We start from the raw sequence: 26,299 nt of genomic DNA on the forward strand, positions 1-26,299 counted from the left end.
CGGCCTTACTGTGGCGGCTGGAACCGGTTCGCAGCCAGGCGAATGCTCCACACCAGCTCCACCATGGCCAAATTGTTGAGCAGGGGCTCGCCGGCAACGACCAGCCAGTAGCCGCTGCCATCCACCCAGAACGGCACGAACGACCAGTCCGGCAGCAGCAGATTGCTGTCCGAGAAGAACGAGACATGGCGTTCGGCGCCGCGCCAGCCACGCGCGCTCTGGCGCCGGGCAAATGCGGAGAAGTCCGCCGCCGCAACGCTCAGCGCGTCAGCCTCGTCCTGGTCAACGCCACTCTGGCCCAGGCAAAACCCGCCGTCGGAAGCGAGCACCGCACGGCGTTCACCGGACAGCGGCGCGATCACATGGCGGGCGAAATCATCCAGGCGCACGTCGGGACCGGGCACCTGGCGGCGCAGGACATTCAACCAGCCTTGGGCGCATGCGCGGTCGAAGAATTCCTCCACCTGCTTGACACCTGCAGCGGAGGCGCCCGCCGCCCACTCGGCAGCTGCAAGCGCATGATTCCCAGCCACCAGGGTCTGCAGCGCGGACTGCTCCGCATCCGGCTCGCTGTGGGCAAAGGCGTGCAGCACCCCCTTGGGGGTGAGCATGAGCCAGGTGTCTGCTGGCAGGGTCATGGCGTTGGTGTCTCCGTTGCGTCGATGGCGGCGGTCTGTCCGAAACTCTTCTGCTGGTCGCCGAACGCGTCCCGCGCCCCGAGCCAGGCCGCCACCCGTCCCCAGCGCGCGTCCACTTCTATACCGGCCTTGCGCACCCCACGCATGGCCAGCATGAAGGCCAGTTTGTCCTGGCAGGAAATGCAGTGGCCGAGGAACTCGGCTTCGATGCGGGCCGCCTCCACCAGCTCGCCGTCATACAGCGCCTGCACCACTTCTTCTGCCAGCCTGCGCGAGTCATCGCGGCCGCCACGGCGCACCCGCGCTGGCACATCGGCGCTGGGCTGCACCAGCACGCTCCAGCGCGTGGCCAGCGGGCTGATGGAGGGCAGCCGCGCGTGGCCACCCGCGTGACGGGTAAAGGCATCGACCGAATACGGATCCAGTCGCTCCACCGCCAGCTGCAGGGCGGCCTTGCGCAGCGTCGCGCCGTTGTCGACGGGCACCGAAAAGAAGTCGGCCAGCACGCCCTGCACGGGTTCGGACCCCGGAAGCTGCAGGGCGACCTGCAGCCGGGCCAGGTGCGCGGCCACATCGTGGGGAGCCTGCAGCACTGCGCGCCCGTGGGCCCGCAGCGCACGCCGTGCATCCGATCCTGCAGCCAGTGAAACGTCATCCATGGGTCAGTCCCGCAGGGTATCCATGAGGTCGATCATGAACTCGACGTCCTCGGCATCCATCGCTTCGAAACCCTGATTGAAGCCGAGCGCATCAAGCACTTCGGCCGCGCCAGCGTCATCCTCTCCGCGGATCGCCAGCAGGGCCTCGCCCAGCACGGCCAGGTCCGCGTCGATGCGCGGATGCGACAGCAGCACGTGGCTGATATCGCGCAACTGGCTTTCAACCAGCACTTTCATCCGCGACAGGGTGAGGCGGGAGAAGCTGTGGAATGCATCGGCAAGGAAGAAACCCGCATCCACCTGGCCCGACAGCACCTGCCGTGCCACCGCCTGGTAGCTGTCGGCCACGTGCCACTGGATGTCCGCTTCGGTCAGGTCGGCCGGCTCCAGCAGGCGCAAGCCGATCAGCTTGACGTCGATGTTTCCGGTCAACGCGATCGAGGCACCAGGCTTGAGATCTTCCACGCAGGCCAGCGCTGAATCCGCCGCAGTGGCGATCACCATTTCGTCCGCGCAGCCGGCCGGCCGGGCCAGTGCCCGATAGCCCTGCCCGCGCACCAGTGCGGCCGCGTCGAACGGGTTGGCATACACCAGATCGACTTCCTTTTCAGCCAGCATCGCTTCCTGCTCGGCACGATCGGCCGGCATCAGCAGATGGATACCGATGGCCGAGCGCCGCTGCAACAGGGTGTTGAACATGTACCAGCCGGAGAACCGGTCAGGCGGGAAATCAGGGGCCACCAGGAAATTGAAGGTCATGCCGCGGCCTCCTCTGCCAGCCACTGCCGGTAGAGCGGCAGTACCTCTTCGATCTTCCTGCGCGAGGGCTTGCGCCGCACCGAGGTGTAGCCCACCACCTTGCCCTCTCGCACGTTGGCAATCACGGTGGCGTAGACCCAGTAGTAGGACCCGTCCTTGCGCAGATTCTTGACGTAGCCGTTCCACTTGCTGCCTGCGCTGACCGTGTCCCACAAGTCCTTGAAGGCTGCCTTGGGCATCTCGGGATGGCGCAGGACGCAGTGCGGCACGCCGATCAGTTCCTCGCGCGTGTAGCCGCTCATCTCCACGAACGCGGCGTTGGCATGGGTGATGGCCCCGACCAGGTTGGTGCGCGAGACGATCAACTTGCCATTGGGGAACGGCTCCTCGCGGTCGTTCCAATAGACCTCTCGCTGGCTGCCGTCATGGTAGACACACGTTGCCGTGGCCTGGGCATCGCCCGCGGCCGGCGGCGACATCGGCGGGATCGGAAGAATGCTGGTCATGGGCATGCTGGTCATGGATCAGATGATCTTGCTCAGCGCCTGGGCGGCACGCTTGATGTCCAGGAAGATCAGGCCAAGCTTGGCGTTGGGCCGGGCCAGCACGGTCAGCACGGCTTCTTCGCCAGCCGAGGTCATGATCACGTAGCCGTCCTCGCCCTGGACCAGGACGCGATCCAGTTTGCCGCGGGCCAGTTCACGCGCGGTGCGCTCACCCATCGACAGCAGCGCGGCGGACATCGCGCCCACCCGGTCTTCGTCCATGCCCTGCGGCATCGCCGAGGACATCATCAGACCGTCGACGGAAATCAGCGCGGAGGCTTCAATATCGGAAGTGGATCCATTCAGATCCACCAGCATTTGCTGGAACTGGTCGGTACGCATGGCGTGGGGGCCCTGGAGTGCTGCCGGAAACCGGCGAAGCGGACATGCTAAGACCCAGCGCTCACGCAGGCATTGATCACGATCAGGGCCAATCGGGTCTGGTTGTGCCAGCCTGACTTCAGTCGGAGAAGTGGACGTAGCCGGAGCGCGGTGGCACCCATTCCACGCCGTTGGCGTCCAGGGCCTGCACCCCGGTGCCGGCATGGATGGATCCGATCCGGGTCACCGGCACGCCTGCCGAAGCGGCCGCCGCGGTCACTGCTTCGCGGCGCGCGGGCGGCGCGGTGAAGCACAGCTCGTAGTCATCGCCACCGCTTGCCTGCAGAGCCCGGCGCCGTCCCGCATCCAGGTCCAGCGCATCCAGCGCCGTGGAAGATGGCAGCGCATCCACGTTGATGCGCGCAGCAACGTTGCTGGCAACGCACACATGGCCGAGGTCGGACAGCAGGCCATCGGACACATCGATGCACGCGTTGGCCACGCCGCGCAACGCGAGCCCCAGGGCCACGCGTGGCTCCGGCCGATCGAGCCGCGTCCGCAGCGCGGCGGCCCCGGCAGCGGGCCGCGCCTCGGCCCCATCCGTGGAGATCAAGGCCAGCGCCGCCGCGGCATCCCCCAGCTGACCGCTGACCCAGACATCGTCATCCGCTTGCGCGGCATCGCGTCGCAGCGCTGTCCCCGGTGTGACCAGTCCGTGCGCAATGACGCCGATCGACAGCGGGCCGCGGGTGGTGTCACCACCCGCCAGCGCCACGTTGTGCTCGGCAGCAAGCGTCAGGAAACCATCCAGAAACGCATCCACCCAGGCCGCGTCGGACTCCGGCAGCGACAGGGACAGCAGGCACCAGGCGGGCGCAGCGCCCGTGGCAGCGAGGTCGGACAGGTTGACGGCCAGGGCCTTCCAGCCGATATCGGCCGGCGCAGCGTCCGGAAAAAAGTGTACGCCCGCGTTGAGGGTGTCGGCGGTGACCGCCAGTTGCATGCCGGCAGGCGGCTGCAACAGGGCGCAGTCATCGCCGATGCCCAGCACCACATCGGTACGGGCATCGGCACGGGCGCGGATACGTGCGATCAGATCGAATTCCACCGCCTGCCCTCCATCCAACTGCCGCCCGCGACAGGCTTTGACCTCAGCGGCGGGACGCCTGTGCCTCGGCCTCGCGCCACTGGGCAGACGCCTGGTCAAGCACGCCGTTGACGTAGGTGTAGCCGTGCTCGGAGCCGAAGCGCTTGACCGTGCGCAGCGCCTCGTCGATCACCACCCGGTAGGGAACATCCAGGCGGTGCTGCAGTTCGTAGGCGGCAATGCGCAGCATGGCGCGCTCGATCTGGTCCACTTCGTCCACTTTCCGGTCCAGGAACGGCAGCAGCGAGGCATCCAGTTCGGCCTGGTGGGTCAGCACGCCGCGCACCAGATCCTCGAAGTACTCCAGATCGGCGACTTCGTGGGCCTGCTCATGGGCGAACTGGGCTATCACTTCCTGGCTGCGGCCGCCGGCCACCTGCCAGGTGTAGACGGCCTGCAGCGCGCGCCGGCGGGCACGGGTGCGGCGCGCGGGATCCACTCCATCAGGACGACGTGGCCGGTTCATGCCAGCTTCTCCATCAGTTCCGCCATCTCGATCACCACCAGCGCAGCCTCCTCGCCCTTGTTGCCGTGGGAGCCGCCAGCACGGCGCTCCGCGTCTTCTGCTTCTTCCACCGCCAGCACGCCGTTGGCCACGGTGACCCCGGTGTCCAGGGCGACCCGCATCAGACCGTCGCTGCAGCCGTCGGCCACCTGCTCGTAATGGCGGGTATCACCGCGGATCACGCAGCCCAGCGCCACTACGCCGGCATAGCGGCCGGAAGCGGCCAGTCGCTTGGCAGCCATGGGGATTTCCCAGGCGCCAGGCACCCGGACCACGTCCACCACGTCCTCGTCCACATCGTTGGCGGCGAAAGCGCGACGCGCCCCGGCGACCAGGGCGTCGGTGATGCGGGGGTTCCAGCGGCTGGCGATGATCACAAAGCGCGCGCCGGGAGGGGCGCGCAGGTCGCCTTCGTAGTGGGTCATGTTGATACGGTTCCGGGTGGGGGGATCAAGTCTAGTGCATGGGCCGGCCGCAGCCGGCGCCAGCGTGGGCTCCGGTCAGGCGGGATCCACGTATTCAACCACCTCCAGGCCGAAGCCCGGCAGGCCCACCTGCTTGCGCGCGGTGCCCATTGCGCGCAGGCGTCCAAAGCCCAGGTCCGAAAGGATCTGGCTGCCGGCGCCGTTGCGACGCCATTCGGTCAGGTCACCGCCACGCGCCGGGGCCGCGGTTTGCGGCGTCTGGCGGATCCGCGCCAGCAGCGCATCGGTATCGGCGCGTTCCTCCAGCAGCACCAGTGCGCCGCTCGGCTCAGCGGCCAGCAGTTCGAGCACCCGGGCCACCGACGGGCCGAAATCGGCGCGCTGCCAGTGCAGCGCATCGGCCAGCTGGTTCAGCGGCTGCACCCGCACCAGCGCGGCGTGCTCCGGGTCCGGGGTGCCGCGCACCAGGGCGAAATGCAGCCCGTGGCTGAGCTGGTCGCGGTAGGTCACCAGCCGGAACGGACCGTGCGGGGTCTCGATTTCACGGTCATCCACCCGCTGCACGGTGTGTTCGGTGGCCAGGCGGTAGCGGATCAGTTCCTCGATCGAACCCATTTTGAGGCCGTGCTCGCGGGCGAACACTTCCAGCTCCGGGCGCCGGGCCATGGTGCCGTCGGGGTTGAGGATTTCCACCAGCACACCGGCCGGCTCCAGGCCCGCCAGCATCGCCAGGTCCACGGCGGCCTCAGTGTGGCCGGCGCGATTCAGCACGCCGCCCGGCTGCGCAGCCAGCGGGAAGATATGCCCGGGCTGGGCCAGGTCGGCCGGCACCGCGTTGGGCTTGACCGCGGTGCGCACGGTGTGGGCGCGGTCATAGGCCGAGATGCCGGTGGTGACGCCTTCGGCGGCTTCGATGCTGACGGTGAAGTTGGTGTGGTGGGACGAGGTGTTGTCGCGCACCATCGGCGGCAGGCCCAGCTGGCCGCAGCGCTCGCGGGTCAGCGACAGGCACACCAGGCCACGCGCGTGGGTAACCATGAAGTTGATGTCGGTGGGGCGCACCAGCTCGGCGGCCATGATCAGATCGCCCTCGTTCTCACGGTCTTCGTCATCAACGATGACCACCATGCGACCGGCGCGGAGCTCTTCAAGCAGTTCGGGAATCGGGGAGAAAGGCATATCAGGTCTCGTGTCGGGGCTGGGGGGCCGGGGCGGACATCAGGCGCTCGACGTAGCGGGCGATCAGGTCGACTTCCAGGTTGACCGGGTCACCGACGCCGGTGCTGGAAAAACGGGTGTGTTCGACGGTGTGCGGCACCAGGGCGACTTCGAAGCCGGCATCGTCCACGCCGTTGACGGTCAGGCTCACGCCGTCCACGCAGATCGAGCCCTTCATCGCCACATAGCGGAGGACGGCAGGCGACGCGGTGAACCGCCAGCGCTGGGCACGGGCATCCGGTTCGATCCGCTCCACCCGTCCCACGCCATCCACGTGGCCACTGACCAGGTGCCCGCCGAGGCGGTCGTGGGGCCGCATGGCGCGCTCAAGATTCAGCGCGGCGCCATCCGACAGGCCACCCAGGGTGGTCAGCGTCAGGGTTTCGTTGGATACATCGGCCTGGAACGAGGCCGCGTCGAATGCCACCACGGTCAGGCACACGCCATTGACCGCGATACTCTCGCCCAGCTGCACGGCCTCGAACGGCAGCGTGCCGGTGTCCACCACCAGGCGGACATCGCCGCCGCGCGGCTCGCGGGCGGCCAGCCGGCCAACCCCTTCGATGATGCCGGTGAACATCAGGCGCACCCCTGCCTGCGCGGACCGGGCGCGATGGAAGCATTGACGAAGATGAAACAGGACATGGCGTTTCCCGCATTGGTGGCGAAAAACGTCCCGGGCGCAGGACACGCGCGCGGCCGCGGCCGCACGCATGGTCTTCTTTCATCCGGACTGTGGGGAACCGGTGCCGGGCATTGCCCGCCGCCGCTTCCCGGACCGTCGGCTCCGGCATTGGACCGGATCTGCTGACCCCGTGGTGTGCACCACAGGCGCTCGCGGGCTTGCGTGACGCCGGAATTGGCCGCCGCGCCTACCGCCGGTGGGGACTTCCACCCCGCCCTGAAGACGTTTCTGGTTGGTTTGGTGCCGGTCGAACCGGCGCCGGAATTCTACCACCCGGCCCCGATGCCCGGCCCGGAACGCGGCGTTCCACCGCAAGACCGCCGGCGGTGTCTTCGCAGGTCGGCCTATGCGGCCGACGCGGGGGATGTGTGGTTCGCGGCGAACGCGCGAGTACAGGATTCCCGGGGCGTCGGGGGCGTAGCCCCGACCTACGGGGCTACCGGTCGCAGGCGGATGCGCAGGTCTTCGCCGAGTTTGCGGGTTTCGGCGGCGCGCAGGCAGTAGCGGTGGGCCATGTCGTCCACCTTCAGCCCAGCAAACAGCGGCCGGGCAGTGTCGCCCAGCAGCACCGGGGCCACGTACAGCAGCAGCTCATCCACCAGCCCTTCCGACAGCAACGCGCCGGCCAGGGTGGCACCGGTTTCCACGTGCACCTCGTTGACCCCGCGCTCCACCAGCAGCTGCAGCACCGCGCGCAGATCCAGCCCGCCGTTCTTCTTCGGCACCGCGGCGCGGGGCGCGGCCATCTCGCGCGGCGGCTTCACGTCGGGCGCGTGCAGGTACAAGGTGGGCGCATCGCCCTCGCGGACCCGACCGCGGGCCACCGTGGCCAGGCCCGGATCCAGCACCACCCGGATGGGCGCCACGAACGGCGTGTCATCGCCCATGCGTACGGTCAGCTGCGGATCGTCGGCCATGATCGTGCCGGCGCCGGTGAGAATGGCCCCGGCGCGGGCGCGCCAGCGGTGGCCGTCGACGCGGGCCGCCTCGCCGGTGATCCACTTCGATTCGCCGCTGGCCAGCGCGGTGCGCCCGTCCAGGCTCATCGCCAGTTTCACCCGCACCCACGGCCGGCCACGCTCAATGCGGGAAATAAAGCCGACGTTGAGCTCGCGGGCCTGCGCTTCCATCAGCCCGGAAGCGGTTTCAATCCCCGCCGCCTGCAGCCGCTCGAACCCCTTGCCGTCCACCTGCGGAAACGGATCGCGCATCGCCGCCACCACCCGCGCCACGCCCGCAGCCACCAGCGCATCCGCGCACGGGCCGGTGTGCCCGGCATGCGCGCAGGGCTCCAGGGTCACGTAGGCGGTGGCGCCACGGGCGCGCTCGCCGGCGGCTTCCAGGGCCAGCGCCTCGGCATGCGCCTCACCCTGGCGCTGGTGCCAGCCCTCGCCCACCACCTCGCCGTCGCGGACCAGCACGCAGCCGACCATCGGGTTGGGCTTGGTGGTGTACAGGCCGCGCTCGGCCAGGCGCAGCGCGCGCGCCATCATCTCGTGATCAGTCGCGCTGAATTGATTGGTCATGGACACAGCCTTTTTTCCCGGATCAGGAAGGTCATTGCGTTGCGGCGCACGCCCTCAACGCTTGCGCCCCTTGCCTGCAGCGTCGGCTGCAGCGTGCTCAGCGGGCAGCCCTTCGCCACCCACCCCCGGCAGCGGCAGCTGGCCTTCGTCGGGCGCCTCGCGCTCCAGGCGGTCAAGCTCGTTGCGGAAATCCGCTACGTCCTGGAACGAGCGGTACACCGAGGCGAAGCGCACGAAGCCGATATGGTCGAGCTTGCGCAGCTCGGCGATCACGAACTCGCCGATCCGCCGCGACGGCACCTCGCGCTCGGTGGTCATGCGCAGCTGGTGCACCACTGCCCGCACCGACGCCTCCACCTGCTCTTCGGGCACCGGGCGCTTGTGCAGCGCGCGGTCGAAACTCTGCCGCAGCTTGCGCGTTTCAAACGCCTCCCTGCGGCCATCGCTCTTGATCACCGCAGGCAGCTTGAGCTCGATGGTTTCCAGGGTGGAGAACCGCTCGCCACAGGCCTCGCACTCGCGCCTGCGGCGGATGGTGGCCCCATCCTCCGAGGCGCGCGAGTCGATCACGCGGGTATCAACGTGCTGGCAGAAGAGGCAGTGCATCAGGCCCGCCGGTCAGGATCAGCCATACACCGGATACTTGCGGCACTGCGCAGTGACCTGGTCACGCACGCGGGCGATCACTTCCTCGTCCGCCGGCGCGTCCAGCACGTCGCACATCCAGTTGGCCAGGTCCACGCAGTCCTGCTCGCCATAGCCGCGGGTGGTCACCGCCGGCGTGCCGATGCGCAGGCCCGAGGTCACGAACGGCTTTTCCGGATCGTTCGGCACCGCGTTCTTGTTGACCGTGATGTGGGCCCGGCCCAGCGCTTCTTCCGCAGCCTTGCCGGTGATGCCCTTGCCGATCATGTCCACCAGCATCAGGTGGTTCTCGGTGCCGCCGGACACGATGCGGTAGCCGCGTTCGATAATGGTCTTCGCCATGGCCTGGGCGTTCTTCACCACCTGCTGCTGGTAGGCCTTGAACTCCGGCTCAAGTGCTTCCTTGAACGCCACCGCCTTGGCCGCGATCACGTGCATCAGCGGCCCGCCCTGCAGGCCCGGGAACACGATCGACTGCAGCTTCTTGCACATGTCGTCGAACCTGTCGCCGGCGCCTTCGCGGCTGGCGACGATGATGCCGCCACGCGGCCCGCGCAGGGTCTTGTGGGTGGTCGAGGTGACCACGTGCGCGTGCGGCACCGGGTTCGGGTACGCACCCGCCGCGATCAAACCGGCCACGTGAGCCATGTCGACGAAGAAGATCGCGCCCACCTTGTCGGCGATGGCGCGGAAACGCGCCCAGTCGATCACCTGCGAGTAGGCGGAAAACCCGGCGATCAGCATCTTCGGCTTGTGCTCGACCGCCAGCCGCTCGACCTCGTCGTAGTCGATCAGGCCGTCGTCATTCACACCGTACTGCACCGCGTTGAACAGCTTGCCGCTGATATTGGGCTTGGCGCCGTGGGTCAGATGCCCGCCGTGGGCCAGCGACATGCCGAGGATCGTGTCACCCGGCGAAAGCATCGACAGATACACGGCCTGGTTGGCCTGCGAGCCCGAATGCGGCTGCACGTTGGCGTAGTCCGCACCAAACAGTTCCTTCAAGCGGTCGATCGCCAGCTGCTCGGCCACGTCCACGTACTCGCAGCCGCCGTAGTAGCGCCGCCCGGGATAGCCCTCGGCGTACTTGTTGGTCAGCTTGGAACCCTGCGCCTCCATCACCCGCGGGCTGGCGTAGTTCTCCGAAGCGATCAGCTCTACGTGGTCTTCCTGCCGCCGACCCTCATCCGCGATGGCCGCGGCCAGCTCGGGATCGTAACCTTCGATGCGCGCGTCTTTGGGAAACATTCAACTTCTCCTGGGTCGGGGCGGGGGGAATGGACTGATTGTAGCTTTTCGGCCGCTGCGGGCGGCGCCTGCCCGGCCGCCCTCGCCCGGTTGTGATCCCCGCGGCCCGACCCCAGTTATAATGGGCAGATCCCTACACCTTCGCCGGCCCGTCTTTCCACGGGCCGGTTTTCGCTTGCGGAGCCCCCCAATGTCGCAATACATCTACACCATGAACAAGGTGTCCAAGGTGGTGCCGCCCAAGCGGCAGATCATCAAGGACATTTCGCTCAGCTTTTTCCCCGGCGCCAAGATCGGCCTGCTGGGCCTGAACGGCTCCGGCAAGTCCACGGTGCTGCGGATCATGGCCGGCGTGGATACCGATTTCGAAGGCGAGGCGCGCCCGCAGTCCGGCATCAAGGTCGGCTACCTGGCCCAGGAGCCGCAGCTGGACCCGGAGCACACCGTGCGCCAGGCAGTTGAAGCGGGCCTGGGCGAAGTGCTGCAGGCGCAAGCCGCGCTGGAGGCGGTGTACGCCGCCTACGCCGAGGAAGGCGCCGATTTCGACGCCTTGGCCAAGGAACAGGAACGGCTTGAGGCGATCCTGGCCAGCGGCGATGCCAACACCCTGGAACAGCAGCTGGAAGTGGCCGCCGACGCGCTGCGCCTGCCGCCCTGGGACGCGGTGATCGGCAAGCTGTCCGGCGGCGAGAAGCGCCGCGTGGCGCTGTGCCAGCTGCTGCTGCAGAAGCCCGACATGCTGCTGCTGGACGAGCCCACCAACCACCTGGACGCCGAATCGGTCGAATGGCTGGAGCAGTTCCTGGCCCGCTACACCGGCACCGTGGTCGCGGTGACCCATGACCGCTACTTCCTCGACAACGCCGCCGAATGGATCCTGGAGCTGGATCGCGGCCGCGGTATTCCGTGGAAGGGCAACTACACCCAATGGCTGGAGCAGAAGGAAGACCGCCTCAAGCGCGAGGAATCCTCTGAGAAGGCGCGCCAGAAGGCGATCCAGAAAGAGCTGGAGTGGGCCCGCAGCAATGCCAAGGGCGGCCGCTCCAAGGGTAAGGCCCGTCTGTCGCGGATCGAGGAGCTGCAGGCGGTCGATTACCAGAAGCGCCAGGAAACCAACGAAATCTTCATTCCGCCGGGCGAACGCCTGGGCACCAAGGTGATGGAGTTCAAGAACGTTTCCAAGAGCTTTGGCGACCGGCTGCTGATCGACAACCTGAGCTTCATCGTGCCCCCGGGCGCGATCGTTGGAATCATCGGCCCCAACGGCGCCGGTAAATCGACCCTGTTCAAGATGATCACCGGCCAGGAAAAGCCTGACTCGGGCACGATCGAGATGGGCCCGACGGTCGACATCGCCTACGTGGACCAGAGCCGCGACAAGCTGGAGGGCAACCACAACGTCTTCCAGGAAGTCTCCGGCGGCGCCGATATCCTCAATATCAACGGCATCGAGATCCAGTCGCGCGCCTATCTTGGCCGCTTCAACTTCAAGGGCCAGGACCAGCAGAAGATGGTGGGCACGCTGTCGGGCGGTGAGCGCGGCCGGCTGCACATGGCCAAGACCCTGCTACAGGGTGGCAACGTGCTGCTGCTGGACGAACCGTCCAACGACCTTGACGTGGAAACCCTGCGTGCGCTGGAAGATGCGCTGCTGGAGTTCCCCGGCAACACGTTCGTGATCAGCCATGACCGCTGGTTCCTTGACCGCGTCGCCACCCACATCCTGGCGTTCGAGGGCGACTCGCACGTGGAGTTCTTCCAGGGCAATTACCGCGAGTACGAGGAAGACAAGAAGCGTCGCCTCGGCGACGACGCGGGTCCGAAGCGGCTGCGTTTCAAGGCGCTGAAGTGATCCAAGGGCGCCCGCGTCCCACGCGGGCGCCGTCTGCTGGACGGAGGCTGTGGGCATGACCTTCAACGACGTTACGTTCATCGACAGGCTGCGCGCTCGCTGGCAGTCCGCCGACACCCTGGTGTGCGTGGGCCTGGATCCGGAGCCGGCGAAGTTCCCTGCCCGCTTCCGCGATGACCCGGACGCGGTGTTCAACTTCTGCCGCGACATTGCCGATGCCACCGCGGAGTTCGCCTGCGCGTTCAAGCCCCAGATCGCGCACTTCGCAGCATTGGGCGCCGAAGACGCGCTGGAGCGGCTGATCGCGCACCTGCGCCAGGCGCACCCGTCGGTACCGGTGATCCTGGATGCCAAGCGCGGCGACATCGGATCCACCGCGCAGCACTACGCGGCCGAGGCCTTTGACCGCTACGGCGCGGATGCGGTGACTGCCAATCCGTACCTGGGACGGGATTCGGTGCAGCCGTTCCTCGACCGCGCCGACCGCGGCGTGGTGATCCTGTGCCGCACCTCCAACCCCGGCGCCGCCGACCTGCAGGATCTGCCGGTGCGCGGCGCGGACGGCAGCGAGCGTCCGCTGTACCAGCACGTGGCCGAGACCATTGCCCGTGACTGGAACGGCCACGGCAACTGCGCCCTGGTGGTGGGCGCCACCTGGCCGGAACAGCTGCGCGAAGTACGCGCGATTGTTGGCGACATGCCGCTGCTGGTTCCGGGCGTCGGCGCACAGGGCGGTGATGTGGAGGCGGTGGTCCGCAACGCCCGCAGCGATGACGGCACCGGCCTGATGGTCAGCTCCTCGCGCGCGATCCTCTACGCCTCATCCGGCGACGACTACGCCGAAGCCGCCGCCACCGCCACCCGCACCCTGCGCGACCAGATCAACCGCTTCCGCACCGCCTGACCGCGGAAGCCCCCTACTCGGTCGACTGGGCACTTGCGACGGACGATTTGTAGGAGCGCGCCATGCGCGCGAAGCCGCGTGACCTCTGCTCATGACGCGATGGCCGCAAAGGTAAAGGGCCGGCGGATCAGCCCACGCAAGACTTAACCCATCAGGCAAGCCGGAATTCACGCGGCTTCGCGCGCATGGCGCGCTCCTACAGAAGCGGGGTACATGCCCGCCCCAGTGGACCGGTCAGGCGACTTCGAACACCTGGCGCAGGTAGGCCAGGTAGCCGGGATCGTCACACATGGTCTTGCCCGGCGAGTCGCTGAGCTTGGCCACCGGCTGCCCGTTGCAGCGGACCATCTTCATCACGATGCTCAGCGGCGGCACGCCCAGGTCGTTGGTGAGGTTGGTGCCGATGCCGAACGACATCTTCGCCCGGCCGCGAAAGCGCGCGTACAGGCGCATCACCTGGTCCATGTCCAGCCCGTCGCTGAACACCAGCACCTTGGTATTCGGATCAATCCGGTAGCCCTGCAGGTGGGCGATCATGCGCTCGCCCCATTCGAACGGGTCGCCGGAATCATGGCGCATACCGTCGAACAGCTTGCAGAAGTACAGATCGAAATCGCGCAGGAAGGCATCCAGCCCGATCACGTCGGTCAGCGCGATGCCGAGATCGCCGCGGTATTCGCGCGCCCAGCTGTCGAACGCCGCACTCTGCGAATCACGCAGCCGCGGACCCAGCGCCTGGAAGGCCTGCAGCCATTCGTGGGCCATGGTGCCCTGCGGATTGATATTCAGCCGCCGCGCCAGGTCCAGGTTGCTGGTGCCGGCGAACTTCGGCCCAAGCTCATCAACCAGCATCTGCACCACTTCGCCGTGCCAGGCGCGCGAGTAGCGCCGACGCGTGCCGAAGTCGGTGATCCGACAATCCTCATAGCCGACGCCTTCGCGCAGCTGGGCGGCCTTGTTCCGCAGCCGCCGCAGCCCTTCCACCCGCACTTCCGGCCCCGCCCCATGGGCCATGTGCAGCTCGCTGATGATGGCCAGCAGCGGCACCTCGAACAGGATCGTGTGCAGCCACGGTCCGGCGACTTCCAGCTCGATCCCGCCGGGCTCGGTGTCGGAGCGGCGCAGCGAGACGTACTTCCGGTCCAGCTGGAACAGGCCGAGGAAATCAATGAAGTCGGGCGTCATGAAGCGCAGCCCGGCCAGGTATTCCAGCTCCTGCGGAGTGAAGCGCAGGCTGCACAGCGCATCGATCTCCGCAGAGATCGCATCCATATGCCGGGCCAGATCAACGTCCTGCGAGCGACAGCGGAAGCGGTACACCGCGTGCGCGCCGGGGTGCTGGTGCAGGACCGCCTGCATCATGGTGAGCTTGTAAAGATCGGTGTCGAGCAGCGATTCAATGACCGGCATGGCGTCTTTCCGATGGGCCGCGCCGGTGACTCAGGCTCCAGCCTGCGAGCGGCTGGCGGCCCGCAATACGGCAATGGGGAAGCGGGCCCAGATGATCGCATACACCGCCAGGCGCACCGGCAGGGAGCGCTTCGGCGCTTCGAACCGCCGGAAGTAGCGGGCCAGGCCGCGATGCTTGTTCCACTCCACGAACACCGGCCGCGAGCGGCTCGACACCCCGCGCAGGTGCACCACCCGCGCCGGGTTGGCGACGGCGATGAACGCCCCGGCTTCACCCGCGCGTCGGCACAGATCCAAGTCTTCGGCGTGCAGGCGGTAGCCTTCGTCAAAGCCACCCAGCTGCTGGTACAGCGCGCGCGGCATCAGCATCAGCGCACCCGATATCGCCTGCACCGGCTGCAGCGGCTGCGTGTCATCGGGAGCGATGGCCATCGACGTGGCGGTACTGCCACCGCCCAGCACGCCGCGGAGCATGGCGGCAAAGTCCGGCTCACGCCGCCGCGCCGCAGGATCGCGCACCCCGTCCTCACCCACCAGATCAGCCCCCAGCAGCACCCGCGGCAGGCCGCCCTCGCACACCGGCCCCCGATGCGTCCAAGCCAGCGAGATCATCCGCGCGAATGTATCCGGCTCCAGCATCAAATCGGGATTGACCATCGCCACCCAGCGGCCGCCTTCGTCATCCGCCGCGGCTACGCCCTGGTTGCAGGCCACCGCGAAGCCCGGGTTGTCCGGATTGGCAATGAAACGCACCCGCGGATCGGCGGCCGCGTGCCGCTGCACGATCGCCATGGTCCCGTCCTCGGACCCGTTGTCGACCACCCGCACGGCGGCCACCGCATCCGCTGCCCGCAGTCGCTGCAGGCACTCATCGATCGTTGAAGCGCTCTGGTAGGTCACCACCACGGCGGTGACCGTGTCGGCGCGTGTGCGCCCGTCGTTGTGCACGCTCAGTCGCCGTCGGTGGCAGTCGCGCGTGCGGCTTCCTGGGCCTCGCGGGCCTGCTGCGCCTCGCGCTCATACATCGGCGCCATGGCGCGGAAGCGTCGGCCGTACTCGTCGGTCAGGCGGCGCGCCTCAAGCGGATTGCGCACGATCGACGGGGTCAGCAGGATGATCACCTCGCTGCGCTCGTTGCGGGTGCGCTGCTGGCCAAACAGCCCGCCGATGATCGGAATCCGGCTCAGTCCCGGCACGCCGGTGGAACCGCGCACCGAGCCCTCGCTCATCAGCCCGGCCAGCATCACCGTATCGCCCGACTGCACTGCGGCTTCAGTTTTCAGATAGCGGGTGTCGATGCGCACGTTGCCGCGCTCGTCCACCTCGCCCAGCGGCGAGCTGACTTCCTGGGCGATATCCAGGAACACCATGCCGTCCTGGGTCACCCGCGGGCGCACCTTCAGGATGATGCCGGTGTCCAGGTACTGCACCTGGGAGTAGGCCGTGTCGCTGCCCATGCCGGGATTGATCGACACCGAGTTGACCGGAATGCGGCTGCCCACGTTGAGTTCGGCTTCGGCGTTGTTGCGCACGAATACCGAGGGCGTCTGCAGCAGGCGCAGATCGGTCACTTCATCCAGCGCCGAGATGACCGCCGCCGCGTTGCGACCGAGGAAGGTCCAGCCCAGCCCGGCCGCTCCCGCGCCGGTCGGCGTGCCGGTCAGGTTGCCGGCCAGCGTGCTCCAGGTGGTGCGGCGGACCGCGTTCGGCAGGCCGGCATCGGTCACCGCGCGCTCAAAGAACCAGTTGACGCCATATTCCAGCGCGCCCTCCAGCGCCACCTCGACCACCTGGGCCTCGATGTGCACCTGCATGGGCATCACGTCCATGCGTTCGACCACTTCGCGGATCGATTTCCACGCCTGCGCGGTGGACCGCACCAGCAGGGTGTTGGTTTCTTCCAGGGCGGAGACGCCCACCTGGTCGCCATCGATTTCCAGGGTCACGCTGCCCGATCCCGGACCCGCTTCATCCAGCTGCAGCTGGCCGCCATTGGCCATGCCGCCTCGCCGTCCTTGCCCATCTGCACCGCCGCGGCGCCGGGCATCGTCTCCAAACTCGCCGCCGCCAACCGCCAGGCTGCTGCCACGCCCGCCCACGCCGCTGCTGCTCAGGCTGGTGGACTGCAGGCCTGGCATCAGCGAAGCGCTGCCATCGTCCATCCGCCCACCACCGGCGCCGAACACTTCGGCCAGGCGGTCAGCCAGGTCCATCGCCTTGATGTATTTCAGCTCGTAGGAAAACAGCCGCGCATCGCGGCCGGCGCCGTCGATCCGCTCCAGCCAGCGCTGCACTTCCCCCAGGTAGGCCGGCTGCGGGGTGATCACCATGATCGCGTTGGCGCCATCAAGCGGCATGAAGCGGAACATGCCGGCCACTGGCGAACCGCTGTCCTCGCCGAACACCGTTTCCAGATCGCTGACCACTTCCGAGGCGCGCCCGGACTCCAGCGGGAACACGCCCACCGACATGCCCGCCAGCCAGTCCACATCGAAGATCTCGATCGTGCGCAGGTAGTTCTCCAGCTCGGCGCGGCTGCCGGACACGGTGATCACGTTGCGCGCGTTGTCGGCGCTGACGATGGCTTCCGGGCGAGCGTAGGGCTCGAGCACCTTTTCCATCTCGGTGGCCGAGATGTAGCGCAGCGGCACGGTGCGCACCTCGAAGCCGCGCGCATCCACCGCGGCGCCGGTGCGCGGGGACACGGTACCGGTGGCCATGGCGCCTTCGGCCGGCACGATGTTGTAGCGGCCATCGCTGTAGATCATGCGGGCGTTGTTCCAGCCCAGCACCATTTCCAGCATGCTCAGCGCGCCCGAAGCACTCACCGGGCGCGGCGTGGCCAGGGTCACCGTGCCCTGCACTTCCGGCGCGATCACGTAGTTCTGGCCCAGCATGTCGCCCAGGATCGCCTTGACCACCGCGTGCACCGGCGCGCCTTCGAAATTGAACGTGGACTCGCCGCTGGTCGCGGCCAGGCCCGGCCGTGGCGCGCTGGCCGCGGACTGGTTGATGGTGTGGCCGCTGCCATGGCGCAGCTGCGCCTGGGGCGGGCCGGATTCCTCCAGCGGCTCGGCTTCAACGCTGCTGCGGATCACCGGCTCGGGCATGCCCGCAGTGCCGCCCCGCTGCATATGCGGCATCGGCGTGGCGCAGGCGGCCAGCAGGGTGGTGAGCAGGGCGGCCAGTGCTGCTTTGGACAGGGTGGATGGCTTCATGGAATGCACTCTACGGATTCTGCTGCTGCGGCGTGGGCGACGCCGATGATTGCTGCTCGCGCAGGCGCGCGCGCCGCGCCTCGATACGGGCGCGGATGGCTTCGGCCTGTTCGCTGCGGTCGCCAGCCTCGTTGCCGGCACCGGTTTCGGCGATCACGCCGGTGCCCGGAGCGCTGCGACGCAGCGCATCGCGCGCCGGCGCTGCGGCGTCGACCGCTGCCTCCTGCGATGGCTCTCCATCAGCCATCGGCGTGGGAGGCTCCCCGCCGACGCCGTCGAATACCCGCAGCTCCAGCCTGAGTTCACCGTCCGGCCCGTTGAAGACAGCGCTGCGCGGGCTGACCGAAGTCAGCGTCCAGTCCGGCGCCAGCGGCGAGGACTCCCCCACCCGGAAGCTCATCGCCCCGCCATCCTCATCACGCTGCACGATCGCCATCTGCAGGCGCGGGGTGATCAATACGCTGGTCAGGACCACGTCGAAACCGGTGTCCTGGACGGCACCTTCCGCGCTGCCGTCCAGCAGGAACGGCCGGTACGTGCGGTCCGCTTCAAACAGCGCACGATCGCGGATGGCCGAATATTGCGGCAGCGGCCCCAAGCCGTCGTCAATGGGGCTGCCGGCCTGCGGCAGTGGCTGCAGGAGGGCCGGATCTTCCGGCAGCGATTCCACCCGGCCGCCCAGCCCGAAGGCCGCCACCACCCACGTGCACACCGCCCAAAGCGCCACCGCCGCAAGCAGCCAGGTCCTGGCGCCGGCCTGCTCAATTCGCATGGGCAGCTCCCGGCAGCGGCCGCAGGTAGCCGATCAGGTCGAAGGTGACATCCAGTCCGGCGCCGCGCCCTTCCTCCAGCCGCACGCCGCCCAGCTGATGGGTCAACAGGTTCAGGTTGTCCACGAACAGCCGCGGCGTGCCGCTTTCCAGCCCATGCAGGATCGTGGCCAGCTCCGCCCCGCCGCAGTGCAGGCGCACCTGCACCACCGCCCGCGGAAAGCGCTCCTGGCGGACATCGGTCATGGGCGAGCGGTTGATGATGGCGCAACTGCGGTTTCCGGGGCTGGCCTCGGCCACCACGGTTTCCAGCTGCTGCACCAGCGCCGCGGTGGCGCGCTCCGGACTGGTCTCGGGCATGAAGCCGGGGCGGCGCAGGGCCTGTTCCTGCTGCGCCTGCAGCTGCTCCAACACCTGGGGCTGCTGGGCCAGGGCCATGCGCGCGCGCAGGTCGCGCTGCTGCAGGGAGTCAATGCGCGCGCCGACTTCCTGCATCGGTCGCGTCCACCATGGGTGCACCAGCAACAGGTAGCCCAGCCCCAGCAGCACAAGGAGGATGCCCAGCGCCAGCCAGCGCTCGCGCTCAGGGATCGGGCTGCGCATCGGCGCCTCCTGCTGACGTCGATGCAACTTCTGCGGTCAGGGTGAAGCGATCGCGGCGGCTGCGCGGATCCGGCTGCAGCGCGCCGGCCAGCGCGGGCGAGTGCCACAGCGCCGAGTTGCCGAGCTGCTGCACCAGCGCCGAGGCCTCGGTGCTCTGGCCGATCAGCAACAGGCGGCCGTTCTCGACCGCCAGCTTTTCAAGATAGGTGCCGTCCGGCAGCAGGCGGCTCAGCTCGTCGAGCAGCTCGACCATGGCCGGCTGCGCGGCACGCAGCTGGTCCAGGTACTGCATGCCTTCAATATGGTCGGCGACCTGGCGGCGCTGGTCCGAGGCCTGCCGGGCCTGGGCGATCAGCGGCTGCGACGTCTGTTCGAACGCATCCGCCGCCTGGCGGCGATTGTCCAGGGTCATCCACATGGCGGTGGTTACTGCCAGCAGCGCGAGCATGGCGAAGGCAAGGTTCCAGCGCTGGCCGGGGTCGGCGCGGCGCTCGCGCGCGGCTTCCGGCAACAGGTTGATCCCCAGCGGCGAACCGCCGTCATCGTCAAGGTCCACGCCTGCCAGGCCGGTACCCGCATCGCCGAGCGCGCTGATGGCGGCATCGAAGGCCGCGCGCGGCACCACCACCAGCTCGACGTCCAGCTGACCGTCGCTGCGGCGCCGGATCACCCGGGCATCGAAACACACCTCGCCGACGGCGAATGGGGTCTGCCGGTCGATCTCGAACCCCAGCACCTCACGCAGCCGGTCGGCGGCAGCGATGGGCACGGTCATCGGCCGTCGCAGGGCGGACCCGGCCGGCAGCACCAGCCAGCGCGGCAGCGCCGACAGCCGAGCCGGCAGCAACGTATTCAGAATGGCGGTGCCACCGCCGGCATCGCCAGCGGACCACGGCAGGCGGGCCAGTTCCGGTTCGCCTTCACTGTGTTCAAGGACCAGCGACAGCTCCGCATCCGCGTGCCGCAGCAGCAGACGCCGACCGTCCAGACCCAGCAGCGCGCGCAGCCGGGCCGGAACCCAGGTCACCAGCGCGCGGCTCCACCACGACCAGAACCCCAGCCATGGCCCCAGGCGGCTTCCGCCTTCGCGCCACAGCCGCTGGATCAACGACGGGGGCGAAGGCGGCGCAGCGATGTGGTCGGCATCAGTCATCGGGAGCCGAAGCACCCTCCTTCCAGCGCAGGGAAACATAGGCCGCACCTGGCAGGGCGGTCCCCCCCGCCCGAACCACTGCCTGCAGTTGCGCCCGACGCCCATCGGGCAGCCGCGCGAGGCTGTCGATACTATACGTTCCGCTGCCACCTGCGACGAAGCCCTGGTCCGGACCCAGCATGGGATCCGGCTCACGCATTGCCTCAACGACTTCCGGGTCCAGACCCATGGCCTGCAGGACCGGACCGCTGGCCCAGCGCTGATCGGGAACCGGCGAGGGGTTGTGCACAGTCACGTGTGGCGCCATGCGCGCGGCGAGGTCGGCAGGCATGCCCAGGACGAGCTCCAGTTCGGACACGGTTTCAAACCACGCGTTCCTCGGCCCGTAGGGCAATCCAGCCGCCGCGTACTGGGGGGCTTCGGCAGAGCCCACCAACTGCCCCAGATCATCCTCGTCGCGCCAGTCTTCAATCGCCGCGGCCAGCACCTGCGCTTCGGTTTCATCGGCTCCCAGCGCCACCATCAGGGCCGCGAGCAGGGTCTGCTCGGCTACGTTGAGGTCGATCTTGCCGCGCTCGTCCACGATCTGAACCTGCACCGGCATGCCGGCGAACTCCCAGTCGTACGAGCGCCCATCCGGCACCCAGGCGGTCAGCGGGTCACGGTCGGCGAGCCGCAGCATGGCGTATTCCAGCCCCGCCCGGGCGGCCTGGTCCGCCACCACGCCGCGATACAGCACGCGGCCCTGGATGTGTTCGATCCGCGCCGAGAAGGCGAACGCCCCCACCAGCGCCGCCAGCAGCGCTACCAGCCATATCACCAGCAGCAGCGCCGCGCCGCGCTGGGCGTTGGGGGTCCGTCGTGCACTCAACGTCGCGGTCCTCCCGGGAATCCCTGGCCCTGCGCCTGGAACGGGGCCACCACCAGGGTCGGCCAGGCACCCTCGCGTTCGCCTTCCACCTCGATGCGCACCAGCAGCGGAAGTCGCTGCGGATCGGGCCATTCATCCAGCCAGTCGGTCATCCCGCCCTCCGCATCCGGCCCCCGATAGCTGAAACGCACGCTGGTCAGCTGTGCGGCCAGTGGCTCGGGCGGACGCGCCGGCTCATCCCGGAACACCTGCCCCGCAAGCACGGTGGCAAACGAGACCTCCAGCCGCAGCCCGTCACGATCCCCGGCGGCGACCACTTCATGCAGCGCCGGCCCCCCATGACCCAGATACGCCGGCACGTCGCTGACAAACAGCATGTGGTCCCGCCCGCCGATGAAGTACACCGGGTCCGGGCCGGCCAACTCATGCTCAAAGGTCAACGCATGGGCCGAGGCCAGCCGGCTGCGCAGGAATCCCTGCACGGCCCGGATCCGCTCGCTGCTGGCCACCAATGCCTCGCCCCTGTCCACCGTGGCGGTGGCGGCGCGCAGGGTAGCAAAGGCCAGCGCAAGACCGGCAGCCAGCAGCGCGGTCGCCACCAGCACTTCGATCAGGGTGAATCCGCGCGCGTGCCGCCCGGCCATTGCGCTGCTGCCGTTCACAGCGACCGCCCCGCGGGGTCCGGTTGCACCAGGCGCAGCGAATCAACCTGCAGACTCTGCGCCGGGCCACCCTCACCCCATTGCACACGCAGCCGCAGCGCCATCAGCTCCGGACCGGAGACCGCTTCGAGCAGCTGCGGCGGCTGGGCGGGATCGACCCAAGGCGCCACTTCCAGCGTCCAGCGGTAGAGTCCTGCGTCCAGCTCGCCCTCACGCCGGCCGGGCAACAGCAGCTCACCCACGCCAGCCTGGGCGATCAGCGACTGCGCGTGCAGCGCCGCGCGACCGGCATCGGCCGACCAGCGCACTTGGCGGGTGGAGCCCGACAGCGTGCCCAGCAGCAGGGTCAGCGCCAGGGCCAGCACCGAGAACGCCACCAGCACCTCGATCAGGGTGTAGCCGCGCTGGCGCGAGCCCGGGCGTGCCTGGCCCGTCATGGCTGGCCCCGATGGATGCGGACTTCGCCGGTCAGCCAGGCCACGTCGATGTCCCAGCGCGCGCCGCCGGACTGCAGCCGCACCCGGCCGCCGGTGGAAGCACCGTCGTCGAAAAACACCACCGCCCCTTCGTCACCGCGCACCTGCGCTTCGCGCGCGCCGGTGAACTCCACTTCCATGCGCGCCGGGATCCGTCCGCTGCGATCCCGCGGCGCCTGCCAGGTGCGGGCCACAGGATCGATGGTGAAACGCTGCGGGGTGCCGGTGGCCAACGCATGGGCGCGGGTGAAGCGCAGGTTGGCGGCAATATCCTTGGCGGCCGAGCGCATCTGCATGCGCTCCAGTCCTCCACCCAGCACGCCCACCGCGAGCAGGCTGGCGATGGCGATCAGGGCGACCACCGCGATCACTTCCAGCAGTGAAAACCCGCGCTGGCGCCTGCCCATCCCGCGCTCCCGGCCCGGCTACTGCCGGATGCCGATGTCCGCGTTGACGCTTTCGCCGCCCGGCTGGCGGTCCGCGCCGTAGCTGACGATGTCAAAACGGCGGTTGTCACCCGGTACCCGGTATTCAAATGGGGTGTTCCAGGGGTCGGTCAGCTCGCCCTGGGTCGCGTACGGACCCAGCCAGCCGCTCACGCCGGAGGGCTGCACCACCAGGTCGCTGAGGCTGCCGGGCAACGTGCCGGTATCCATTTCATAGCCTTCGACCTTGTCGACCAGGGTCTGCACCTGGGCCTGGGCCAGGTTGACCCGGGCACGGTCGCCGCCGCCCAGGATGCGGCTGGCCGCGAACGCGACGATGCCGCCAATCAGCACCACCACCACGATGATTTCGATCAGACTGAAGCCGCGCTGCATTGAACGCGCCGTGCCAGTGGCCGGCATACGGCCGCTTTTCGACTCCAGTCCCGACTCCAGCCCTGGGGCTGAAACCCAAACACGCCCGGCCCGTCGGCAATAACGATATCTGTTCATACATCAACCTATGACATTGGTGAGATCGTAAATGGGAACCAGCACCGCCAGGATCACCACCCCGACGATGCCGGCCAACAGCAGGGTCACCACCGGCACCAGCGCCGCCAGCATGCGGTCCAGTGCCTGCCCGGTTTCCTGCTCGAAAGTATCGGCGGTCTTGAGCAACATGGAATCCAGCGCGCCGGACTCCTCGCCGACCTGGATCATCTGCAGCGCCAGGCGCGGGAAGCGCTTGTTCCGACCCAGCGCCACCGACAGGCCCACCCCGCCCTTGACCTCCTCGGCTGCCGCTTCGACATCCGCCGCCAGCGCGCGGTTGCCGAGCACGTTGCGGGCGATGCCCAGCGCCGCCAGCAGCGGCACGCCGTTCTTCAACAGGGTGCCCAGGGTACGGGCCAGGCGGGCGGTTTCCAGCCGGGCCACCAGCGATCCGGCCAGCCGGGTGCCGAGCAGCCAGCCGTCAAAACGGGCGCGAAATACCGCGTCGCGCAGCCTGCGGTCAAACCACAGCAGGGCCAGCAGCGGCACCGCCAGCATCAGCAGCCACCAGTCGCGAACCAGTTCGCCCACGCCCAGCACCAGCCGGGTGAACAGCGGCAGGTCGGCATCCAGGCTTTCATACATGCCGGCGAACTGCGGCACCACGTAGCCCAGCAGGAACAGCAGCGACAGGCCCACCATTCCCATCAGGATCGCCGGATAGATCATCGCGTTGACTACCCGCCCACGCAGCTCACTGCTGCGCTCCAGGTAATCGGCCAGCCGCTGCAGGGTGTCGTGCAGGGTGCCGCCGGCCTCGCCCGCGCGGACCATGTTCACGTACAGGCGCGAGAACGCCCCATGCTGGCGCTCCAGCGCCTGCGACAGCGGGCTGCCGCCGCGCACCGCATCGCGGATATCCGTGATGGTGCGCTTGGCGGCCGCATCTTCGGGCAGGTCCAGCAGGATGGTCAGGGCCCGGTCCAGCGGCTGCCCCGCCGCCAGCAGGGTCGCCAGCTGCTGGGTGAACTGCACCAGCCGCTGGCCGGCGAAAGGCTTGGGCCGCAACAGCGCGCGCCAGTTGGTCGAACCTCCCCCCTCGCTCGCCGGCCGCGCCTCGACCGGCATGTTCCCCTGCTCCTGCAGGCGCTGCACCACCTCGGCTTCGCTGGCCGCTTCCATTACGCCCTCAAGCGATTCGCCGCGCGCGTTGAGTGCCTTGTAGCGGTACTGGGCCATCAATCAGCACCCGAGGCCGCCGGCAGGGGAAGCAGCCTATGCATCTTCCGTGACCCTCAACACTTCCTCGATGGTGGTCACCCCGGCCAGCGCTTTGACGATCCCGTCCTCATACATGGTGCGCATGCCGTGCTGGCGGGCGATCTGTTCGATCTCGCCCATGCCGGCGTGGCGCATCACCGCCCGGCGCAGCTCGTCGTTCATCACCAGAAATTCCATGATCGTGGTGCGTCCCAGATAGCCGGTCGAAGTCAGCTCCGACGCACGCGGGCGATACAGCATGATCTCGCCGTGCGGCTGGAAGCGCCGCAGGTCAAACTTTTCAATCTCCTCCGCGGAAGCCGGATAGCGCTCCGCATGGGTGGGCTCCAGCTGCCGCACCAGGCGCTGGGCCAGGATCCCGTTCACGGTGGAGGTCAGCAGGTAATCCTCCACTCCCATGTCCAGCATGCGGCTGATGCCGCCGGCGGCGTTGTTGGTGTGCAGGGTGCTCAGCACCAGGTGGCCGGTGAGCGCCGACTGGATTGCGATGCGCGCGGTCTCCAGATCGCGCATTTCGCCGATCATGATGATGTCCGGATCCTGGCGCACGATCGAGCGCAGCGCGTGGGCGAAGTCCAGCCCGATCTGCGGCTTGGCCTGGATCTGGTTGATGCCCTCGATCTGGTATTCCACCGGATCCTCGACGGTGATGATCTTGACCCCGGGCGTATTGAGTTTCGACAGCGCGGTATACAGGGTGGTGGTCTTGCCTGAACCGGTCGGGCCGGTCACCAGCAGGATTCCGTGCGGCTGCTCCAGCACCTTCTGGAACTGCGGCAGAAACTGATCGGTAAAGCCCAGCCGCTCGAAGTCGAACACCACCGTCTCGCGGTCGAGCAGGCGCATCACCACGCTCTCGCCGTGCGCGGTCGGCATCGTGCTCACGCGCAGGTCCAGCTCCTTGCCCTGTACCCGCAGCATGATCCGCCCATCCTGCGGCAGCCGGCGCTCGGCGATGTTGAGCCGGGCCATGATCTTGATGCGGCTGATCACCGCGGCGGTCAGGTTGGCCGGCGGGCTTTCGCCCTCCACCAGCACCCCGTCCACCCGGTAACGCACCTTGAGCCGGTTCTCGAACGGCTCGATATGGATATCGGAGGCGCGCAGCTCCACCGCCCGCTGGATCACCAGGTTCACCAGCCGGATCACCGGTGCCTCGCTGGCCAGGTCGCGCAGATGCTCCACGTCGTCCATGTCGCCGGCTTCGCCGTCGGCGGTTTCCACGATCGCGCCCATCGCGCTGCGACCCTGTCCGTACCAGCGTTCAATCAGATCATCGATCTCCGACCGCACGCCCACCACCGGCTGCACCTGCAAACCGGTGGCCAAGCGCACGGCCTGGCGGGCGTAGTCATCGAACGGATCGGCCATCCACAGCACGAGCCGCCCCTGTGACTCGCCCAGCGGACACACATTGAACTGGCGCAGGAACCGCGGTGACAGCGGCTGCGCGCCCTCGATCAGTTCGGGCGGCTCTTCAGGCAGCTGCTTGCCCGCCACCAGGCGCAGGCCCAACACCGTGGCGCAGGCTTCGGCATGGTCACGCTCGGACACCAGCCCCAGCCTGCCGAGCAGGCCCAGCAGGCTGCCACCGGCTTCCTCATGCAAACGCCGGGCCCGGGCAAGATCGGGCTCTTTCAGCCTGCCCTGCTCCAACAAGACCGCAATCACGCGCTGTTCGGCCGACGCGACGCCCTCTACCGCCGCAAGGATCCCGGCTGGTTCGCCACCAGCCGCCCTGGTCATTTTTTCGGAGGCCGCAGTCACGTTGTCAGGTCCTGTTTTTCCTGGTCCCACTTTACATCCTGCGCGCAAAAAGAAGGCCCCGGACTGACCGGGGCCCATTGGATTCGACCCG

The 26,299-nt window shown here is 68.2% G+C and carries 28 protein-coding genes and 1 riboswitch; of the genes, 2 read left to right on the top strand and 26 right to left on the bottom strand.

The annotated features are described in order from the left end of the window. Window positions 1-5: 5 nt before the first annotated feature. The 13 genes from WCE59_RS07215 to glyA form a co-directional block, all read right to left on the bottom strand. Window positions 6-638: a hypothetical protein gene (locus WCE59_RS07215; RefSeq protein ID WP_343258064.1), complete on the bottom strand. Its 633-nt coding sequence runs from the start codon at window positions 636-638 to the stop codon at window positions 6-8. After that, window positions 635-1,297 carry a hypothetical protein gene (locus tag WCE59_RS07220; protein ID WP_343258065.1) on the bottom strand — a complete coding sequence of 221 codons (663 nt, stop codon included), beginning with the start codon at window positions 1,295-1,297 and terminating at the stop codon, window positions 635-637. Before WCE59_RS07220 ends, WCE59_RS07215 begins: the two co-directional genes overlap by 4 nt. A gap of 3 nt (window positions 1,298-1,300) precedes the next feature. Then, window positions 1,301-2,056 carry a PhnD/SsuA/transferrin family substrate-binding protein gene (locus WCE59_RS07225; protein ID WP_343258066.1) on the bottom strand — a complete coding sequence of 252 codons (756 nt, stop codon included), beginning with the start codon at window positions 2,054-2,056 and terminating at the stop codon, window positions 1,301-1,303. After that, entirely contained in the window at window positions 2,053-2,562 is a 510-nt protein-coding gene (locus tag WCE59_RS07230) for a PAS domain-containing protein (protein WP_343258067.1), read from the bottom strand. The genes WCE59_RS07225 and WCE59_RS07230 overlap by 4 nt, the downstream gene beginning before the upstream one ends. An 18-nt stretch (window positions 2,563-2,580) precedes the next feature. Further along, window positions 2,581-2,943, bottom strand: coding sequence for a roadblock/LC7 domain-containing protein (locus tag WCE59_RS07235; protein ID WP_343258068.1), 363 nt, complete (start codon window positions 2,941-2,943; stop codon window positions 2,581-2,583). A 118-nt stretch (window positions 2,944-3,061) separates the two neighbouring features. Further along, window positions 3,062-4,030, bottom strand: coding sequence for a thiamine-phosphate kinase (thiL, locus tag WCE59_RS07240; RefSeq protein ID WP_343258069.1), 969 nt, complete (start codon window positions 4,028-4,030; stop codon window positions 3,062-3,064). A 43-nt stretch (window positions 4,031-4,073) separates the two neighbouring features. Then, window positions 4,074-4,535, bottom strand: coding sequence for a transcription antitermination factor NusB (gene nusB / locus WCE59_RS07245; RefSeq protein WP_343258070.1), 462 nt, complete (start codon window positions 4,533-4,535; stop codon window positions 4,074-4,076). Beyond that, complete coding sequence (gene ribH, locus WCE59_RS07250; RefSeq protein WP_343258071.1) at window positions 4,532-4,999, bottom strand: 6,7-dimethyl-8-ribityllumazine synthase; 468 nt, start codon at window positions 4,997-4,999, stop codon at window positions 4,532-4,534. Before ribH ends, nusB begins: the two co-directional genes overlap by 4 nt. Window positions 5,000-5,074: 75 nt before the next feature. Further along, window positions 5,075-6,178, bottom strand: coding sequence for a 3,4-dihydroxy-2-butanone-4-phosphate synthase (ribB, locus tag WCE59_RS07255; protein WP_343258072.1), 1,104 nt, complete (start codon window positions 6,176-6,178; stop codon window positions 5,075-5,077). A gap of 1 nt (window position 6,179) precedes the next feature. Continuing rightward, the gene (locus tag WCE59_RS07260) at window positions 6,180-6,797 is read right to left on the bottom strand and encodes a riboflavin synthase (protein ID WP_343258073.1); all 618 of its coding nucleotides are present in this window, start codon (window positions 6,795-6,797) and stop codon (window positions 6,180-6,182) included. Between the two features lie 132 nt (window positions 6,798-6,929). Further along, window positions 6,930-7,130: riboswitch (FMN riboswitch) on the bottom strand. 200 nt (window positions 7,131-7,330) lie between these two features. Next, a complete protein-coding gene (gene ribD / locus WCE59_RS07265) occupies window positions 7,331-8,428 on the bottom strand; it encodes a bifunctional diaminohydroxyphosphoribosylaminopyrimidine deaminase/5-amino-6-(5-phosphoribosylamino)uracil reductase RibD (protein WP_343258074.1) in 1,098 nt (365 codons plus the stop codon). A gap of 54 nt (window positions 8,429-8,482) precedes the next feature. Further along, window positions 8,483-9,034, bottom strand: coding sequence for a transcriptional regulator NrdR (gene nrdR, locus WCE59_RS07270; protein ID WP_343258075.1), 552 nt, complete (start codon window positions 9,032-9,034; stop codon window positions 8,483-8,485). 18 nt (window positions 9,035-9,052) lie between these two features. Continuing rightward, the gene (gene glyA, locus WCE59_RS07275) at window positions 9,053-10,321 is read right to left on the bottom strand and encodes a serine hydroxymethyltransferase (protein ID WP_343258076.1); all 1,269 of its coding nucleotides are present in this window, start codon (window positions 10,319-10,321) and stop codon (window positions 9,053-9,055) included. A 190-nt stretch (window positions 10,322-10,511) separates the two neighbouring features. Between glyA and ettA the strand changes: the two genes are divergently transcribed. Both ettA and pyrF read left to right on the top strand, forming a co-directional pair. Further along, window positions 10,512-12,173 (top strand): energy-dependent translational throttle protein EttA, encoded by a 1,662-nt coding sequence (gene ettA / locus WCE59_RS07280; RefSeq protein ID WP_343258077.1) that lies wholly within the window; start codon window positions 10,512-10,514, stop codon window positions 12,171-12,173. Between the two features lie 55 nt (window positions 12,174-12,228). Next, window positions 12,229-13,077: an orotidine-5'-phosphate decarboxylase gene (pyrF, locus tag WCE59_RS07285; protein ID WP_343258078.1), complete on the top strand. Its 849-nt coding sequence runs from the start codon at window positions 12,229-12,231 to the stop codon at window positions 13,075-13,077. A gap of 234 nt (window positions 13,078-13,311) precedes the next feature. On the opposite strand, the gene pncB is transcribed toward pyrF, so the two are convergent. The 13 genes from pncB to gspE form a co-directional block, all read right to left on the bottom strand. Continuing rightward, complete coding sequence (pncB, locus tag WCE59_RS07290; RefSeq protein ID WP_343258079.1) at window positions 13,312-14,487, bottom strand: nicotinate phosphoribosyltransferase; 1,176 nt, start codon at window positions 14,485-14,487, stop codon at window positions 13,312-13,314. A 30-nt stretch (window positions 14,488-14,517) separates the two neighbouring features. After that, the gene (locus WCE59_RS07295) at window positions 14,518-15,435 is read right to left on the bottom strand and encodes a glycosyltransferase family 2 protein (protein WP_343258080.1); all 918 of its coding nucleotides are present in this window, start codon (window positions 15,433-15,435) and stop codon (window positions 14,518-14,520) included. Window positions 15,436-15,437: 2 nt separating this feature from the next. Then, a complete protein-coding gene (gspD, locus tag WCE59_RS07300; RefSeq protein ID WP_343258081.1) occupies window positions 15,438-17,705 on the bottom strand; it encodes a type II secretion system secretin GspD in 2,268 nt (755 codons plus the stop codon). 10 nt (window positions 17,706-17,715) lie between these two features. Further along, complete coding sequence (locus tag WCE59_RS07305; protein ID WP_343258082.1) at window positions 17,716-18,477, bottom strand: hypothetical protein; 762 nt, start codon at window positions 18,475-18,477, stop codon at window positions 17,716-17,718. Next, a complete protein-coding gene (gene gspM / locus WCE59_RS07310; protein ID WP_343258083.1) occupies window positions 18,467-19,078 on the bottom strand; it encodes a type II secretion system protein GspM in 612 nt (203 codons plus the stop codon). The genes WCE59_RS07305 and gspM overlap by 11 nt, the downstream gene beginning before the upstream one ends. Next, a complete protein-coding gene (locus tag WCE59_RS07315) occupies window positions 19,059-20,231 on the bottom strand; it encodes a PilN domain-containing protein (protein ID WP_343258084.1) in 1,173 nt (390 codons plus the stop codon). Before WCE59_RS07315 ends, gspM begins: the two co-directional genes overlap by 20 nt. Further along, window positions 20,224-21,102, bottom strand: coding sequence for a type II secretion system minor pseudopilin (locus WCE59_RS07320; protein WP_343258085.1), 879 nt, complete (start codon window positions 21,100-21,102; stop codon window positions 20,224-20,226). The genes WCE59_RS07315 and WCE59_RS07320 overlap by 8 nt, the downstream gene beginning before the upstream one ends. Further along, window positions 21,099-21,764, bottom strand: a complete 666-nt coding sequence (locus tag WCE59_RS07325) for a prepilin-type N-terminal cleavage/methylation domain-containing protein (RefSeq protein ID WP_343258086.1) — start codon at window positions 21,762-21,764, stop codon at window positions 21,099-21,101. Before WCE59_RS07325 ends, WCE59_RS07320 begins: the two co-directional genes overlap by 4 nt. Continuing rightward, complete coding sequence (gene xpsI / locus WCE59_RS07330) at window positions 21,761-22,201, bottom strand: type II secretion system protein XpsI (RefSeq protein ID WP_343258087.1); 441 nt, start codon at window positions 22,199-22,201, stop codon at window positions 21,761-21,763. The genes WCE59_RS07325 and xpsI overlap by 4 nt, the downstream gene beginning before the upstream one ends. After that, window positions 22,198-22,647, bottom strand: coding sequence for a type II secretion system protein XpsH (xpsH, locus tag WCE59_RS07335; protein ID WP_343258089.1), 450 nt, complete (start codon window positions 22,645-22,647; stop codon window positions 22,198-22,200). The genes xpsI and xpsH overlap by 4 nt, the downstream gene beginning before the upstream one ends. Before the next feature lie 18 nt (window positions 22,648-22,665). Then, entirely contained in the window at window positions 22,666-23,088 is a 423-nt protein-coding gene (gene gspG, locus WCE59_RS07340; RefSeq protein WP_343258090.1) for a type II secretion system major pseudopilin GspG, read from the bottom strand. Between the two features lie 93 nt (window positions 23,089-23,181). After that, window positions 23,182-24,399 carry a type II secretion system protein XpsF gene (xpsF, locus tag WCE59_RS07345; RefSeq protein ID WP_343258091.1) on the bottom strand — a complete coding sequence of 406 codons (1,218 nt, stop codon included), beginning with the start codon at window positions 24,397-24,399 and terminating at the stop codon, window positions 23,182-23,184. Window positions 24,400-24,435: 36 nt separating this feature from the next. Continuing rightward, the gene (gspE, locus tag WCE59_RS07350; RefSeq protein ID WP_343258129.1) at window positions 24,436-26,187 is read right to left on the bottom strand and encodes a type II secretion system ATPase GspE; all 1,752 of its coding nucleotides are present in this window, start codon (window positions 26,185-26,187) and stop codon (window positions 24,436-24,438) included. Window positions 26,188-26,299: the final 112 nt, after the last annotated feature.

The sequence above is a fragment of the Luteimonas qiangzhengi genome (genome assembly GCF_039548515.1).
Lineage (GTDB): Bacteria > Pseudomonadota > Gammaproteobacteria > Xanthomonadales > Xanthomonadaceae > Luteimonas.

What these genes read in the sequence shown, in the direction of transcription:
- WCE59_RS07215 (WP_343258064.1), bottom strand. Translation starts at nt 638, where the DNA reads ATGACCCTGCCAGCAGACACCTGGCTCATGCTCACCCCCAAGGGGGTG.
- WCE59_RS07220 (WP_343258065.1), bottom strand. Translation starts at nt 1,297, where the DNA reads ATGGATGACGTTTCACTGGCTGCAGGATCGGATGCACGGCGTGCGCTG.
- WCE59_RS07225 (WP_343258066.1), bottom strand. Translation starts at nt 2,056, where the DNA reads ATGACCTTCAATTTCCTGGTGGCCCCTGATTTCCCGCCTGACCGGTTC.
- WCE59_RS07230 (WP_343258067.1), bottom strand. Translation starts at nt 2,562, where the DNA reads ATGACCAGCATTCTTCCGATCCCGCCGATGTCGCCGCCGGCCGCGGGC.
- WCE59_RS07235 (WP_343258068.1), bottom strand. Translation starts at nt 2,943, where the DNA reads ATGCGTACCGACCAGTTCCAGCAAATGCTGGTGGATCTGAATGGATCC.
- nusB (WP_343258070.1), bottom strand. Translation starts at nt 4,535, where the DNA reads ATGAACCGGCCACGTCGTCCTGATGGAGTGGATCCCGCGCGCCGCACC.
- ribH (WP_343258071.1), bottom strand. Translation starts at nt 4,999, where the DNA reads ATGACCCACTACGAAGGCGACCTGCGCGCCCCTCCCGGCGCGCGCTTT.
- ribB (WP_343258072.1), bottom strand. Translation starts at nt 6,178, where the DNA reads ATGCCTTTCTCCCCGATTCCCGAACTGCTTGAAGAGCTCCGCGCCGGT.
- WCE59_RS07260 (WP_343258073.1), bottom strand. Translation starts at nt 6,797, where the DNA reads ATGTTCACCGGCATCATCGAAGGGGTTGGCCGGCTGGCCGCCCGCGAG.
- ribD (WP_343258074.1), bottom strand. Translation starts at nt 8,428, where the DNA reads ATGACCAATCAATTCAGCGCGACTGATCACGAGATGATGGCGCGCGCG.
- nrdR (WP_343258075.1), bottom strand. Translation starts at nt 9,034, where the DNA reads ATGCACTGCCTCTTCTGCCAGCACGTTGATACCCGCGTGATCGACTCG.
- glyA (WP_343258076.1), bottom strand. Translation starts at nt 10,321, where the DNA reads ATGTTTCCCAAAGACGCGCGCATCGAAGGTTACGATCCCGAGCTGGCC.
- ettA (WP_343258077.1), top strand. Translation starts at nt 10,512, where the DNA reads ATGTCGCAATACATCTACACCATGAACAAGGTGTCCAAGGTGGTGCCG.
- pyrF (WP_343258078.1), top strand. Translation starts at nt 12,229, where the DNA reads ATGACCTTCAACGACGTTACGTTCATCGACAGGCTGCGCGCTCGCTGG.
- pncB (WP_343258079.1), bottom strand. Translation starts at nt 14,487, where the DNA reads ATGCCGGTCATTGAATCGCTGCTCGACACCGATCTTTACAAGCTCACC.
- gspD (WP_343258081.1), bottom strand. Translation starts at nt 17,705, where the DNA reads ATGAAGCCATCCACCCTGTCCAAAGCAGCACTGGCCGCCCTGCTCACC.
- WCE59_RS07305 (WP_343258082.1), bottom strand. Translation starts at nt 18,477, where the DNA reads ATGCGAATTGAGCAGGCCGGCGCCAGGACCTGGCTGCTTGCGGCGGTG.
- gspM (WP_343258083.1), bottom strand. Translation starts at nt 19,078, where the DNA reads ATGCGCAGCCCGATCCCTGAGCGCGAGCGCTGGCTGGCGCTGGGCATC.
- WCE59_RS07315 (WP_343258084.1), bottom strand. Translation starts at nt 20,231, where the DNA reads ATGACTGATGCCGACCACATCGCTGCGCCGCCTTCGCCCCCGTCGTTG.
- xpsI (WP_343258087.1), bottom strand. Translation starts at nt 22,201, where the DNA reads ATGACGGGCCAGGCACGCCCGGGCTCGCGCCAGCGCGGCTACACCCTG.
- xpsH (WP_343258089.1), bottom strand. Translation starts at nt 22,647, where the DNA reads ATGGGCAGGCGCCAGCGCGGGTTTTCACTGCTGGAAGTGATCGCGGTG.
- gspG (WP_343258090.1), bottom strand. Translation starts at nt 23,088, where the DNA reads ATGCCGGCCACTGGCACGGCGCGTTCAATGCAGCGCGGCTTCAGTCTG.
- xpsF (WP_343258091.1), bottom strand. Translation starts at nt 24,399, where the DNA reads ATGGCCCAGTACCGCTACAAGGCACTCAACGCGCGCGGCGAATCGCTT.
- gspE (WP_343258129.1), bottom strand. Translation starts at nt 26,187, where the DNA reads ATGACCAGGGCGGCTGGTGGCGAACCAGCCGGGATCCTTGCGGCGGTA.